The organism is Micromonospora sp. CNZ309, assembly GCF_002846525.1.
The window spans coordinates 4,729,165-4,742,752 of record NZ_PJNG01000001.1; the positions used below are offsets into that span (position 1 = coordinate 4,729,165).

General features: G+C 74.8%; 11 protein-coding genes. 7 read left to right on the forward strand and 4 right to left on the reverse strand.

What is annotated here, in order from left to right; genetic code table 11:
- Nucleotide 1: 1 nt before the first annotated feature.
- Genes CLT72_RS19900 through CLT72_RS19925 form a run of 6 tightly spaced genes read left to right on the forward strand, consistent with a single transcriptional unit; the run spans nucleotide 2 to nucleotide 8,529 of the window.
- On the forward strand, nucleotides 2-814 hold the full coding sequence (locus CLT72_RS19900) for a TIGR03084 family metal-binding protein (protein ID WP_101413087.1): 813 nt from the start codon (nucleotides 2-4) through the stop codon (nucleotides 812-814).
- Nucleotides 811-2,544: an acyclic terpene utilization AtuA family protein gene (locus CLT72_RS19905; RefSeq protein WP_101413088.1), complete on the forward strand. Its 1,734-nt coding sequence runs from the start codon at nucleotides 811-813 to the stop codon at nucleotides 2,542-2,544. The genes CLT72_RS19900 and CLT72_RS19905 overlap by 4 nt, the downstream gene beginning before the upstream one ends.
- On the forward strand, nucleotides 2,541-3,680 hold the full coding sequence (locus tag CLT72_RS19910; protein WP_101413089.1) for an acyl-CoA dehydrogenase family protein: 1,140 nt from the start codon (nucleotides 2,541-2,543) through the stop codon (nucleotides 3,678-3,680). The genes CLT72_RS19905 and CLT72_RS19910 overlap by 4 nt, the downstream gene beginning before the upstream one ends.
- Nucleotides 3,677-5,278, forward strand: coding sequence for an acyl-CoA carboxylase subunit beta (locus CLT72_RS19915; protein ID WP_101413090.1), 1,602 nt, complete (start codon nucleotides 3,677-3,679; stop codon nucleotides 5,276-5,278). The genes CLT72_RS19910 and CLT72_RS19915 overlap by 4 nt, the downstream gene beginning before the upstream one ends.
- Nucleotides 5,279-5,288: 10 nt before the next feature.
- Nucleotides 5,289-7,349 (forward strand): ATP-binding protein, encoded by a 2,061-nt coding sequence (locus tag CLT72_RS19920; protein WP_101413091.1) that lies wholly within the window; start codon nucleotides 5,289-5,291, stop codon nucleotides 7,347-7,349.
- A 16-nt stretch (nucleotides 7,350-7,365) separates the two neighbouring features.
- The gene (locus CLT72_RS19925; RefSeq protein ID WP_101413092.1) at nucleotides 7,366-8,529 is read left to right on the forward strand and encodes an acyl-CoA dehydrogenase family protein; all 1,164 of its coding nucleotides are present in this window, start codon (nucleotides 7,366-7,368) and stop codon (nucleotides 8,527-8,529) included.
- 49 nt (nucleotides 8,530-8,578) lie between these two features.
- Here CLT72_RS19925 and CLT72_RS19930 read toward each other — a convergent pair whose 3' ends face one another.
- Together CLT72_RS19930 and CLT72_RS19935 are read right to left on the reverse strand one after the other, a co-directional pair.
- The gene (locus CLT72_RS19930) at nucleotides 8,579-10,384 is read right to left on the reverse strand and encodes an alpha/beta hydrolase (RefSeq protein ID WP_101413093.1); all 1,806 of its coding nucleotides are present in this window, start codon (nucleotides 10,382-10,384) and stop codon (nucleotides 8,579-8,581) included.
- A gap of 174 nt (nucleotides 10,385-10,558) precedes the next feature.
- The gene (locus tag CLT72_RS19935) at nucleotides 10,559-11,053 is read right to left on the reverse strand and encodes a hypothetical protein (RefSeq protein WP_144082277.1); all 495 of its coding nucleotides are present in this window, start codon (nucleotides 11,051-11,053) and stop codon (nucleotides 10,559-10,561) included.
- Between the two features lie 101 nt (nucleotides 11,054-11,154).
- On the opposite strand from CLT72_RS19935, the gene CLT72_RS19940 reads away from it, so the two are divergent.
- Nucleotides 11,155-11,502, forward strand: coding sequence for a hypothetical protein (locus CLT72_RS19940; protein ID WP_144082278.1), 348 nt, complete (start codon nucleotides 11,155-11,157; stop codon nucleotides 11,500-11,502).
- Here CLT72_RS19940 and CLT72_RS19945 read toward each other — a convergent pair.
- Nucleotides 11,479-12,999 carry a serine/threonine-protein kinase gene (locus CLT72_RS19945; RefSeq protein ID WP_101413096.1) on the reverse strand — a complete coding sequence of 507 codons (1,521 nt, stop codon included), beginning with the start codon at nucleotides 12,997-12,999 and terminating at the stop codon, nucleotides 11,479-11,481. The genes CLT72_RS19940 and CLT72_RS19945 overlap by 24 nt on opposite strands.
- A gap of 31 nt (nucleotides 13,000-13,030) precedes the next feature.
- The gene (locus CLT72_RS19950) at nucleotides 13,031-13,501 is read right to left on the reverse strand and encodes a hypothetical protein (protein ID WP_101413097.1); all 471 of its coding nucleotides are present in this window, start codon (nucleotides 13,499-13,501) and stop codon (nucleotides 13,031-13,033) included.
- Nucleotides 13,502-13,588: the final 87 nt, after the last annotated feature.

The window sequence follows — 13,588 nt, forward strand, 5'->3', positions numbered from 1 at the left end:
CATGGTCGACCTCAAGGACCTGCTCGCGGACCTGACCGACGAGTCCGAGCAGCTCGACGACCTGGTGACCGGCCGGGCGTCGGCCGGCTGGGGGCGGGCCACCCCGTCGCCGGGCTGGAGCGTCGGGCACCAGATCGCCCACCTCGCCTGGACCGACCACGTGGCGCTGCTCGCCGCCACCGACGCCGAGGCGTTCCTCGCCGCCGTGCTCGCCGCCGGAGACCCCGCCCGGCTCGTCGACTCCGGCGCGGAGGAGTTCCTCGCCCCGCCGGGCGAGCTGCTTCCCCGCTGGCGGGCCGGGCGGGCGGCGCTCGCCGACGCGCTGGCCCGCGTACCGGCGGGCGGGAAGCTGCCCTGGTTCGGCACCCGGATGTCGGCCGCCTCGATGGCCACCGCCCGGATCATGGAGACCTGGGCCCACGGCACGGACGTGGCCGACGCGCTCGGCGTGACCCGCCCCGGCACGGCCCGACTGCGGCACGTGGCGCACCTCGGCTTCCGTACCCTCGGCCACAGCTTCGCCGCCCACGGCCGGCCGGTGCCGACGGCGCCGGTGCGCGTCGAGCTGGCGGCGCCGGACGGCGACACCTGGGCGTACGGCCCGGCCGACGCCGCCGACCGGGTCACCGGCCCGGCGCTCGACTTCTGCCTGCTGGTCACCCAGCGCAGGCACCGCGCCGACCTGGCGCTGACCGCGACCGGCCCGGTGGCCGACGCGTGGCTGGACGTCGCGCAGGCCTTCGCCGGCCCACCCGGCCCCGGCCGCCCACCGACGGCCCCCGGAAGCGACGCGGCGGGCGGGGTGGCGGCGTGAGCGGCGTGCTGCGGGTGGGCAACGCCTCCGGCTTCTACGGCGACCGGTCGACGGCGTGGCGGGAGATGCTCGACGGCGGCGAACTGGACGTGCTGACCGGCGACTACCTGGCCGAGCTGACCATGCTGATCCTCGGCCGGGACCGGCTGCGCGACCCCTCCCTCGGCTACGCGAAGACCTTCCTCCGCCAACTGGAGGGCTGCCTCGGCACCGCGCTGGACCGGGGCGTGCGGCTCGTGACCAACGCCGGCGGGCTGAACCCGGCCGGCCTGGCCGCCGCCATCGGGTCGCTCGCCGACCGGCTCGGCCTGACCGTCCGCGTCGGGTACGTCGAGGGCGACGCCCTCGCCCGCCCCGACGCGCTGACGGCGAACGCCTACCTGGGCGCGTACGGCATCGCCGCGTGCCTGGACGGCGGGGCGGACGTGGTGGTCACCGGCCGGGTGACCGACGCGTCCCTGGTGGTGGGGCCGGCGATCGCCCGCTTCGGCTGGGGCCGCGACGACCTGGACGCGCTGGCCGGGGCGACCGTCGCCGGTCACCTGATCGAGTGCGGGGCGCAGGTCACGGGGGGCAACTTCAGCTTCTTCACCGAACTGCCCAACGGCGGGCGGCGCCCCGGCTTCCCGGTCGCCGAGCTGCGCCCCGACGGCTCCTGCGTGATCACCAAGCACCCCGGCACGGGCGGCGCGGTCACCGTGGAGACGGTCACCGCCCAGCTGCTCTACGAGGTCGGCGGCCCGGCCTACCTCGGGCCGGACGTGGTGACCCGGCTGGACACGGTCGCGCTGGCCGCCGACGGGCCCGACCGCGTACGGGTGAGCGGTGTGCGGGGCACACCCCCGCCGGGCACCCTCAAGGTCGGCGTCAACAACCTCGGGGGCTTCCGCAACTCGATGACCTTCGTCCTGTGCGGGCTCGACATCCCCGCCAAGGCGGCCCTGGTCCGCAGCCAGGTCGAGACGGCCGTCGGGACGGAGGGGCTGGAGTTCACGCTGGCCCGCACCGACCACGCGGACGCGGCCGACACCGAGGCGGCGAGCGCGCTGCTGCACGTACACCTGCGCGACGGCGACAAGGCGCGGGCCGGGCGGGCGTTCTCGGCCGCCGCGGTGGAGCTGGCCCTGGCCTCCTACCCCGGCTGCACCCTGACCACGCTGCCCGGCGACGCCGCGCCCTACGGGGTGTTCACCGCCGACGCCGTGCCGCAGGACGCGGTGCCGCACGTCGCGGTGCTCCCCTCCGGCGAGCGGGTGCCGATCCCGCCGCCGGCCCGCACCGCCGCCCCGGCGGACGAGCCGGCACCCGCCGCCGACCCGCCGGAGGCGGAACCGCCGTCGGCCGACCGGCCCACCCGGCGCGCGCCGCTCGGCGAGCTGGTCGGGGCCCGCTCCGGCGACAAGGGCGGCGACGCCAACCTGGGCGTCTGGGCCCGCACGGACGCGACCTGGTCGTGGCTGCGCGGCTGGCTGACCACCGCCCGGCTGCGCGAGCTGCTGCCGGAGACCGCGCCGCTGGTCGTAGGGCGGTACGAGCTGCCGAACCTGCGTGCCGTCAACTTCGTCGTCCGGGGCCTGCTCGGGCAGGGGGTGGCCGCCTCCACCCGGTTCGATCCGCAGGCCAAGGCGCTCGGTGAACTGCTCCGCTCCCGGCTCGTCGACCTGCCGGCGGACCTCGTGCCCGGCCCGGACCACCGGGCCGGCGGCGCGACCCCCGGGGAGGGCCGATGACCATCGTGGACACGCCGGAGCGCCGGCAGCTGCGGGAGCTGACCCGGGCCTTCGTCACCCGGGAGGTGCTGCCGCACCTGGACGGCTGGGAGCGGGCCGGCGAGATCCCCCGCGAGCTGCACGCCACCGCCGCCAAGCTCGGCCTGCTCGGCATCGGCTTCCCGGAGGCCGTCGGCGGCAGCGGCGGGGACCTGCTCGACTCGATCATCGTGACCGAGGAGATCATCCGCTCGGGCGGCTCGTCCGGGCTGATCGCCGCGCTCTTCACACACGGCATCGCGCTGCCGCACATCGTCGCCTCCGGCGACGCGGAACTCATCGACCGGTACGTCCGGCCGACGCTGGCCGGCACCATGATCGGCGCGCTGGCGATCACCGAGCCCGACGGCGGCTCGGACGTGGCGAGCATCCGCACCCACGCGCGGCGGGACGGCGACCACTACGTGGTCAACGGGTCGAAGACCTACATCACCAGCGGCGTACGGGCCGACTTCGTGACCACCGCCCTGTGCACCCTGCCCCCGGGCAGCGGCGCCCTGACCCTGCTGGTGATCGACAAGGACACCCCCGGCTTCACCGTCGGGCGCCGGCTGGAGAAGCTCGGCTGGCACTGCTCCGACACCGCCGAGCTGTCGTTCGCCGACGCCCGGGTGCCGGTGGCGAACCGGGTCGGCGCGGAGGACACCGCCTTCCTGTCGATCATGCAGAACTTCGCCGCCGAGCGGCTCTCGCTCGCCACCCAGGCGTACGCGACCGCGCAGCGCTGCGTGGAGTTGGCGGTGCGCTGGTGCCGGGACCGGTCCACGTTCGGCCGTCCCCTGGCGAGCCGGCAACTGGTCCGGCACCGGCTGGCCGAGATGCACACCCGCACCGAGGCGGCCCGCGCGTACGTGCACGAGGTGGCGACGCGGGTGGCGGCGGGCGAGCCGGTGGTGACCGAGGTGGCGATGGCGAAGAACGTCGCGGTGGCCGCCTGCGCCGAGGTCGTCGACCAGGCGCTCCAACTGCACGGCGGCTACGGCTACCTGCGCGACGCCGAGGTGGAGCGGCACTACCGCGACGCCCGCATCCTCGGCATCGGCGGCGGCACCACCGAGATCATGAACGAGATCATCGCGAAGGGCATGGGCCTGTGACGACACTGCGCAGCGCGGTCGACCCGTCCTCGCCGGGGCACCGCGCCAACCGGGAGGCGCTGCTGGAGCGCCTCGCCGAGCTGGAGACGGCCCTCGACCAGGCCCGTGCCGGCGGCGGCGAGAAGTACGTGACCCGGCACCACAAGCGGGGCAAGCTGCTGCCCCGGGAGCGGATCGAGCTGCTGCTCGACCCGGACAGCCCGTTCCTGGAGCTCTCGCCGGTGGCCGCGTACGGCACCGACTTCCCCGTCGGCGCCAGCGTGGTGACCGGCATCGGCGTCGTCGAGGGCGTCGAGTGCCTGATCGTCGCCAACGACCCGACGGTACGCGGCGGCGCGGTGAACCCGTGGTCGCTGGCGAAGACCCGCCGGGCGGGCGAGATCGCCCTGGCCAACCGGCTGCCGATGGTGAACCTGGTCGAGTCGGCCGGCGCGGACCTGCCCACCCAGGCGGAGATCTTCATTCCGGGCGGGCGGGTGTTCCGCGACCTGACCCGGCTCTCGGCTGCGAAGATCCCCACGGTCAGCGTGGTCTTCGGCAACGCCACCGCCGGGGGCGCGTACGTGCCGGGGATGTCCGACCACGTGATCATGATCCGGGACCGCTCGCAGGTCTACCTGGCCGGGCCGCCGCTGGTGAAGATGGCCACCGGCGAGGTCACCGACGACGAGTCCCTCGGCGGGGCGGCCATGCACGCCACGACGTCCGGCCTGGCCGACTTCCTCGCCTCCGACGAGCGCGACGGCATCCGACTGGCCCGGCAGTGCGTACGCCGGCTGAACTGGCGCAAGCAGGGCCCGGCGCCGCGCAACCCGCGCCCGGCCCCGCCCAGGTACGACCCCGAGGAACTGCTCGGCATCGCCAGCGCCGACCTGAAGGTGCCGTTCGATCCGCGCGAGGTGCTGGCCCGCTTGCTCGACGACAGCGCCTTCGACGAGTTCAAGCCCGGCTACGGCACCGCTCTGGTGACCGGCTGGGGAGAGCTGCACGGCTACCCCGTCGGGGTGCTGGCCAACGCGCGGGGCGTGCTGTTCAGCGAGGAGGCGCAGAAGGCGGCCCAGTTCATCCAGCTCGCCAACGCCGCCGACACCCCGCTGGTCTTCCTCCAGAACACCACCGGCTACATGGTCGGCACCGAGTACGAGCAGCGCGGCATCATCAAGCACGGCGCACTGATGATCAACGCGGTGTCGAACTCGACCGTGCCGCACCTGACGGTCAACCTGGGCGCCTCCTACGGCGCCGGCAACTACGGCATGTGCGGGCGGGCGTACGAGCCGAGGTTCCTGTTCACCTGGCCGAACGCCAAGTCGGCGGTGATGGGGCCGGCGCAGCTCGCGGGCGTGCTGTCCATCGTGGCCCGGCAGGCCGCCGCCGCCCGGGGCCGCGACTACGACGAGGACTCCGACGCCGCGATGCGGATGATGGTCGAGCAGCAGATCGAGTCGCAGTCCGGCGCGCTCTTCCTCTCCGGCCGGCTCTACGACGACGGGGTGATCGACCCCCGCGACACCCGTACCGTCCTCGGGCTCTGCCTGTCGGCGATCCACAACGCACCGGTCAGGGGCGCCGACGGCTTCGGCGTCTTCCGGATGTAGGGGGCTACTGATGATCACGAGACTTCTGGTGGCCAACCGGGGCGAGATCGCCCGCCGGGTCTTCGCCACCTGCCGGGCGCTGGGCGTCGAGACGGTGGCCGTGCACTCCGACGCGGACGCCGACGCGCCGTTCGTCGCCGAGGCCGACCACGCCGTGCGGCTGCCCGGGAACACGCCCGCCGAGACGTACCTGCGGATCGACCTCATCCTGGACGCGGCCCGCCGGGCCGGCGCGGACGCCGTGCATCCCGGCTACGGCTTCCTCGCCGAGAACGCCGAGTTCGCCGCGGCGGTGACCGACGCGGGGCTGACCTGGGTCGGCCCGCCCGCGAAGGCGATCGCCGCGATGGGCGACAAGATGGCGGCCAAGGCCCTGCTCGCCGAGGCGGGCGTGCCGATGCTGCCCACCTGGACCGACGCCGACGGGATCACCGACTTCCCGGTGCTGGTGAAGGCGTCCGCCGGGGGCGGCGGGCGCGGCATGCGGATCGTCCGCGACGCCGCCGGGCTGGCCGAGGCCGTCGCCTCCGCGCGCCGCGAGGCGGCCGGCGCGTTCGGCGACGGCACGGTCTTCATCGAGCGGTACGTCGAACGGGGCCGGCACGTCGAGGTGCAGATCTTCGGCGACACCCACGGGACGGTGGCCGCCCTGGGCGTGCGGGACTGCTCTATCCAGCGCCGACACCAGAAGATCGTCGAGGAGGCACCCGGCGTCCTCCCCGCCGAGGTGCGGGAGCGGCTGCACGAGGCGGCGGTGGCCGCCGGCAGGGCGGTCGACTACGTGGGCGCGGGCACGGTCGAGTTCCTGCTCGCGCCCGACGGGGAGATCTACTTCCTGGAGATGAACACCCGCCTCCAGGTGGAACACCCGGTCACCGAACTCTGCACCGGGCTGGACCTGGTCCGCCTGCAACTGATGGTCGCCGAGGGCCAACCCCTGCCGGAGCACGCCACCGACCCGCACTGGATGCGCGGCTACGCGATCGAGGTGCGGCTCTGCGCCGAGGATCCGGCGCAGGGCTGGCGTCCCGCCACCGGCACCGTCCACCGGTTCGCGGTCCCCGGGGTGGCCCGGGAGTTCGGCAACCTCCGGGCGATCGGCCTGCGGCTGGATTCCGGCGTCGTGGACGGCTCGACCGTCGGGGTGCACTACGACTCGATGCTGGCGAAGGTGATCGCCTGGGGCCAGAGCCGCGCCGAGACGATCCGGCTGCTGGCCGGCGCGCTGGCCCGGGCCGAGCTGCACGGCGTGGCCACCAACCGGGACCTGCTGGTCCGGGTGCTGCGCAGCCCGGAGTTCGGCGCGGTGGAGATCGACACCGGTTTCCTGGACCGGCACCCGGAGGTCTTCGCCCCGCTGCTGCCCGCCGACCAGCTCCCCCTGGCGGCCCTGGCCGCCGCGCTGGCCACCGCCGCCGCCCACCGCGCCGACGCGCCGGTGCTGGCCGGGCTCCCCTCGGGCTGGCGCAACGTGCCGGCGTTCCCGCAGGTCACCCGGTTCACCGGCCGGGACGGCGAGATCGAGGTCCGCTACCGCCTGGACCGCTCGGGCGCCCTCGCGGAGTGGTCGGCCGTGCCGGGCGCCGGCTCCGCCGCCCGCACCGACGGGCCCCCCACGGACGCGACGGCTCCGACGGCAGGGCCGACGCCGGACGGGACGGCGGCAGACGCGCCCACGCCCGTGGTGAGCCTGGTCCGGGCCGCCCCGGACCGGGTGGTGCTCGACGTCGACGGGGTGCGGCGCGCGTACCGCGTACACCGGGTGTCCCCGGAGGTCTTCGTGGACGGCCCGGACGGGGCGGCGAGCCTCACCGAGCTGCCGCGCTTCCCCGAGCCCACGGCGGAGCTGGCGGCCGGGTCGCTGGTAGCGCCGCTGCCCGGCGCGGTGACCCGGGTGCACGTCGAGGTCGGTCAGCGGGTGGCGGCCGGCGACCTGCTGCTGACGCTGGAAGCGATGAAGCTGGAACATCCCGTGCTCGCCCCGGCCGACGGTGTGGTCGCCGAGCTTCCGGTCGCCACCGGCGGGCAGGTCGACACGGGCGCCGTGCTGGCCGTGGTCAACCCCGAGTGATCCTGGAGGCCCCCCGATGAACTTCGACCTCACCCCCGAGCAGGACCAGCTCCGCGACGCCGTGCGCGCCCTGGGCCGCCGGTACGGCCACGACTACTTCGTCACCAAGGCCCGCTCCGGCGAGCACACCACCGAGCTGTGGGACGAGGCCGGCCGGCTGGGCTACCTCGGGGTCAACATCCCCACCGAGTACGGCGGCGGCGGGGGCGGGATCACGGAGCTGGCCATCGTCTGCGAGGAGCTGGCGGCGGCCGGCTGCCCGCTGCTGCTGCTGGTGGTCTCCCCGGCCATCGCGGCCACGGTGATCGCCCGGCACGGCACCGAGGAGCAGCGCAAGCGCTTCCTGCCGGGCTTCGCCGACGGCTCGCTGAAGGTGGTCTTCGCGATCACCGAGCCGGAGGCCGGCTCCAACTTCCACCGCCTCGGCACGGTGGCCCGCCGCGACGGCGACGACTGGCTGCTCTCCGGCCGCAAGTGCTACATCTCCGGCGTCGACGAGGCGTCGTACGTGCTGGTCGTGGCCCGCACCGAGGACGCGGTCACCGGCAAGCTGAAGCCGGCGCTGTTCGTGGTGCCGACCGACGCGCCGGGGCTGACCCGCTCCAAGCTGGACATGGAGATCGTGTCCCCGGAGAACCAGTTCCTGCTCTACCTCGACGACGTGCGGCTGCCCGCCGACGCGCTGGTCGGCGAGTCGCTGGACGCCGGCCTGCCGGCGCTCTTCGCCGGGCTCAACCCGGAACGGATCACGGTCGCCGCGATGGGTGCCGGCACGGGCCGGTACGCCATCGAGCGGGCCAGCGAGTACACGGCCACCCGCAAGGTCTGGGGTGGCCGGAGCATCGGCTCGCACCAGGGTGTGGCCCATCCGCTCGCGCACGCGGCCGTACAGGTCGAGCTGGCCCGCCTGATGATCCACAAGGCGGCCACCCTCTACGACGCGGGCCGCGACCTGGAGGCCGGCGTCTCCGGCAACATGGCCAAGTACGCCGCCGGGGAGGCCGCCGCGCTGGCCGTCGACACCGCCGTCCAGGTGCTCGGCGGGGCCGGCATGACCACCGAGTACGGCGTGGCCACGCTGCTCGGCGCGGTGCGCGCCGGCCGGATCGCCCCGGTCAGCCGCGAGATGATCCTCAACTTCGTCGCCCAGCACGTCCTCGGCCAGGACAAGTCCTACTGAGCGGGCCGGGGTGCGGCGGGCGCCCGATCGCCCGCCGCACCCCGAGTCCTCAGCGGACGGTCAGCGTGCCGACCGCCGGCAGCGGCGCCACCACCGGCGGGAGCCGCTTCGGCTCACCGCGCCCGGGGGCACCCTCGGCGGCCAACGCGCCCTTCGACGCCTCCGCGCGGCGGGTCGCCCCGGGCTCCGCCGGCAGCTCCGCGAACGGCTGGACGTCGCCCACGCAGACCTTGCCGTTGGCCGGCAGCGCCCCGCGCAGCAGGTACGCGTCGACTGCGTCGGTCACGCAGGCCGACGTCCCGTACGCGGTGTGTCCCCAGCTGTCACTGCTGAGCAGTCGGCTGTTCGGCAGCAGCCGGGCCGAGCTGACCGCACCCCGGTAGTTGGTCGCCGGGTCCCAGTAGTTGCCCACCACCAGCACGGGCGCGGCGGTCCGCCGGTTGAACGGCCCGGTGTAGGCGTCGGAGTCCCGCACGGTCCAGGTCTTGCGGGCGCACGGCGAGGTGGCCCACGTCCAGAGCCGACCGAAGTACGGGTCGCGCCTGTCGGCCTTCGCGGCGAGCGCCGGGAACGAGCCGGCGTCCTTCGGGTGGTACGCGTCGGTGCAGTCCACGCCGAGGAAGGTCTCCAACCCGTTGTCGTACGGGAAGTCGTACCGGCGGGCCTGCTCGCGGGCCTTGGCGGCCTGCCGGGTCACGTCGGCCGTGGCCGGACGGCGGGCGGCCGGGGACGCCGCCGGGTCGGTGAGCACCAGCAGGGCGGCGGTGAGGTCGACGACCTCGGCGTAGCCCGTCGGGCCGTAGAGCGCGCCCAGGTTCGCGGCGACGAAGTCGGCGTACGTGATGGTGAGCGGGCCGAAGTCGGGGTCCTCGATCACCACCGGCTTGGCCCGCAGCCGCTTCGCGACCAGGTCGAACGACGCGACGGGGTCGCCCTCGGCCAGCGCACACGCCTGCGCGCCGGCCTTGTCGCAGCGCACCAGGATCTCCCGCAGCGCCTTGTACGCGCCCTGCGCGCTGCGCATCCGCTCCTCCTGGGGCAGGCTGCGCGCCTTGCCCTGGCCGACCCACTCGTTGGGGTTGAGCACGCCGTCGATCACCAGGGCCCGGACCCGGTCGGGGAACATGTTGGCGTAGTACTGGCCGAGGATGCTGCCGTAGCTGAAGCCGAGGTAGGTGAGCTTCCGGTCGCCCACGGCGCGGCGCAGCACGTCCATGTCCCGAGCCACCTCGGCGGTCGACATCGCGCCGGTGAGCGGCCGGCCCGTGGTGGAGCAGCCCCTGCCGACGGCCTTCGAGGAGGCCACGTACGCCTTCTCCTCGGCCTTCGTCCACGGGAACGCCACGTTCAGCCCGGCGTACGCCCGGGTCTGCTCCTTGACGGAGGGAAAGCACCTGACCTGCTGGCTGGCGGCGACGCCGCGCGGGTCGACGCCGACGACGTCGAAGCGGTCGAGCACCTCGTCACCGAGGACGTACGGCGCGGCGAGCGCGATGTCGGTGCCGGAGCCGCCGGGGCCGCCCGGGTTGACGAAGAGGCTGCCGATCTTCCGCTGCTGGTCGCGGGCCTTGACGCGCAGCACGGCGACCTCGGTCGTCGGGCCGTCCGGCTGGTCGTAGTCGCGGGGCAGCCGGACGGTGGCGCACTCGGCGTACTCGTAGCAGGCGTACCAGTCCAGTGTGGGCGTCGGCACCCGGTCGACCCGGCGGGCCTCCTGCGGGCTGGTCCGGTCGGAGGTGACGGGACGGTCCCCGGCGGCGGGGGACGGTGCGGCGGCGGCGGGTGCGACCGCGGCGCCGGCGAGGAGGATGCCGGCGATCCCCGCAGCGGCGATGGACCGGTTTCGTCGTGGCATGTGGACGCCTTCCGGTGGGCGAACAGGACGGTCGAGCCGTGGCTCGACCTCCGTCACTCTAGGGAGCGGGCGACAGGGCCACAGGCCGGCGAGTGGCTACATATCCGACAATCCGGCAAGACGATGTAACGAATAATTCACCGTTGACGCTTCAGGTCCTCCGCGCGTCCCGGATCATCCCACCCCGGCCATCCACGGCGGCGCGGGCGTCCCGCCGTCCGGCGCGTACTCGGCCGCCACCCGCCAGCCGTCGGGCCCGTCGCGCAACAGCAGGAAGCCGACGACGTCGCTGTGCGGGGCGCCCAGCCCGTAGACCTCGTCGCGCTCGACGAAGCCCATCCGGAGGGCGCAGACCGCCGCCGGGTCGCGCTTGGCGTTCTTGCACAGGCCGAGGTAGCGGACCCCGGGGACGGCCGACAGGTGCGCGGCGATCGCCTCGTCGGGGTTGGCGTACCCGCCGCGACCGGCGGCCGGCGGGGCGGAGCCCGCCGACGGTGGCGTGGCGGACGAGGCGGGGGCCGACGGCGAGAGGGCGGGCGAGGACACCCCGGGCGCGGCACCGCTCGCGGGCGGCGGCGCGGTCGCCGGCTCCGGCGCCCCGTCCGCTCCGCACGCGGCCAGCGCACCCGACACCAGCACGGCGGCGACGATCCGGAGGACGCGGGTCACCGGCACCCCTCTCCCACAGGCGACGATCTTCGAACGGAGATCATCGCATCCGGTGCCGGCGACCCGGTTGACAGCGGGCCCCGCTCGGACATCCTGGACGGGTGAGAATTCCGAGGCCCGACGCGCGGGCGAAGGCGGTCGTCGCGGCGCTGGTGGCGGTCTCGCTGCTGGTGACGCTGATCGTGTGGGGCCGGCAGGATCTCGTCGGGGTGGCCCTGGCGCTGCTCTGCGTCCTCTCGACGATGATCGCGGCCGTCTCCGTGGCGGCGGCCCGGCAGGAGGACGAGGCGGAACCGGGCGTCACACCGGCTGGCCCGGGGCAGCCGGCCGGGGGCCTCTACGGCGTCGACGCCGACACGCTGGAGTCGCTCGACCACCGGGAGACCGTCCGCGCCCTGCGGGAGCGTCACCGGGGGCGCGGCGGCTCAGCGGCCCGTGAGGGTGGGTGAGGCGAGCGCGTCGAGCCCGCGCCCGGCCAGGCAGCGGTACGTCCGGTCGGTGTCCGCCCCGGCCGGGGGCAGCACCTCCAGGTTCCAGCCGTCGGCGACCCTGACCCCGCTGGTAAGCCGGAAGGTGGTCTCGTTGCAGACCCGGCGCACCCCCGCGTCGGCGGCGACCTGGTCGTGGTCGGCACCGACCAGGGTGTCGGGAAGTCTGCCCTCGGCGTAGCTCTCCCAGGTGTGCTGGCCGTCGCAGGGCACCCGCGCCGCCCTGGCCCGGGCACCACGCACCTCCATCGGGCCGAAGCACTCCAGCTCGTCGGCGCAGCCCGCCCCGGCGGGCAGCCCGGCCGTCAGGGCGCAGGCGGGCAGCACCGCGTTCGTCGCCGCCACGCTCGTCGCCGCCACGTCCGCCGTCGGCACCGGGCCCGGCGAGGACACCACGCCACCCAGCCACGCACCGGCGCCGGCCGAGGCGGCCAGCGCCACCATCCCGGCACCGCCGAGGAACCAGCGCCGCCGGCGTCGGTGACCGACCGTGGGCACCGTCGGGTGCAGGTCCTCCACCGGGGGTCGCGGTGCGGGCCGGGAGACCTGGTCGGCGGCGTACGGGCCGACGGGACCGGGCCCGCCGCCGACCGGCCCGGGCACGCCCGCGCCGCCCACCGGGGAGCCGGCCGGGCCGAGCGGCAGGCCGGCCAGCAGGTCGCGCAGCTCGATGGCCGAGGGACGCTCGCCGGGGTCGTTGGACATCCCCGCCCGGAGCACGTCGATCATCTCGGGCGGCACGCCGGGCAGGCCGGGGACCGGCTGGTGGAACATCTCCAGCACCGTGATCAGGCTCGGGTTGCGCTCGGACTGCCAGCGCGGCGGCCGGCCGTGCATGACCGCGTAGAGGGTGGCGCAGAGGGCGTAGACGTCGACGGCGGGCGACGGCGGGCTGTGGTTGAACATCTCCGGCGGCGCGTAGGCCGGGGTGAGCACCTCCAGGGCGACCGAGGCGTCACGCATCTCGGCCACGACCGCCAGCCCGAAGTCGGCCAGCACCGCCGAGTTGAAGTGCGAGTGGAGGATGTTCGCCGGCTTGACGTCGCGGTGCAGCACCCCGGCGGCGTGCGAGTGGGCGATCGCGTCGGCGATCTTGACGCCGAGGTCGCGCGCCTCGGCCGGCCCGAGCGGCGAGGTCCGCATCCGCTCGGCGTACGAGCCGTCGCAGAGTTCCATGATCAGGTAGGGGTGCTGGTCGACCGTGACCCCCACGTCGAAGAGGTCGACCACGTGCGGGTGCGACGACATCCGCCCGGCGGCCCGCGCCTCGCGCAGGAAGCGCGCCTGGTCGTGCTCGCTGTCGAGCGTGCGGTTCTCCACCTTGACCGCGACCTCGCGCCCCACCGAGATCTGGGTCGCCTTGTAGATCGTCGCGTAGCCTCCTCGGGCAAACACGCGCAGATCGGTCAGACCGGGCACGATGGGCACCGGCAGGGCACCGGGCGAGGTCTCGGTCACAGCTCTGAAAATACCCAATCGGACCGGCGGCTCAGTGAGCCGCATCGGCGGACGGCACGGCACCGACGGCGGAATCACGCCCGACGCCCACCGTCCCGGGGCCCGCGCGACGGTCGTCCCACCAGAGCCCGACGGCGGTCGCCGCCGCGCCGAGGCCCTCCCAGAGCGCCACCCCGAAGAACCGCCCGGGGGCGACGTCGGCCAGCACCGCGATGCTGAACACCGTGAACGTGACCAGCCGGAACAGCACGGTGAAGCGGAAGAACGGGCGCCACTCGGTGGCGGTGGCGAGCAGGTAGTAGACCCCCATGTTGAACGAGGCCATCGAGGAGGCCGTCAGGAAGGTGCCGGTGTGGTCGCCCGCGGCACGCGTCGCCGGCACCTCGAGGCCGAGCAGGCGCAGCAGCGCCTCGGGCCAGAGCAGCCCGACCGCCCCCATGAGCAGGGCCAACACGCCGAAGACCGCCATCGTCCATCCGGCGGCCGAACGCGGCAACCTCATGACGGCCCTCCCCAGACCCGACGCGGTCGCACGACCGACCGCCCCTCGGACCTGACACGCTATCGGCCACCCCCGACACACCGCATC

Coding starts and splice junctions, on each gene's coding strand:
- CLT72_RS19900 (WP_101413087.1), top strand. CDS start 2: ATGGTCGACCTCAAGGACCTGCTCGCGGACCTGACCGACGAGTCCGAG.
- CLT72_RS19910 (WP_101413089.1), top strand. CDS start 2,541: ATGACCATCGTGGACACGCCGGAGCGCCGGCAGCTGCGGGAGCTGACC.
- CLT72_RS19920 (WP_101413091.1), top strand. CDS start 5,289: ATGATCACGAGACTTCTGGTGGCCAACCGGGGCGAGATCGCCCGCCGG.
- CLT72_RS19925 (WP_101413092.1), top strand. CDS start 7,366: ATGAACTTCGACCTCACCCCCGAGCAGGACCAGCTCCGCGACGCCGTG.
- CLT72_RS19930 (WP_101413093.1), bottom strand. CDS start 10,384: ATGCCACGACGAAACCGGTCCATCGCCGCTGCGGGGATCGCCGGCATC.
- CLT72_RS19950 (WP_101413097.1), bottom strand. CDS start 13,501: ATGAGGTTGCCGCGTTCGGCCGCCGGATGGACGATGGCGGTCTTCGGC.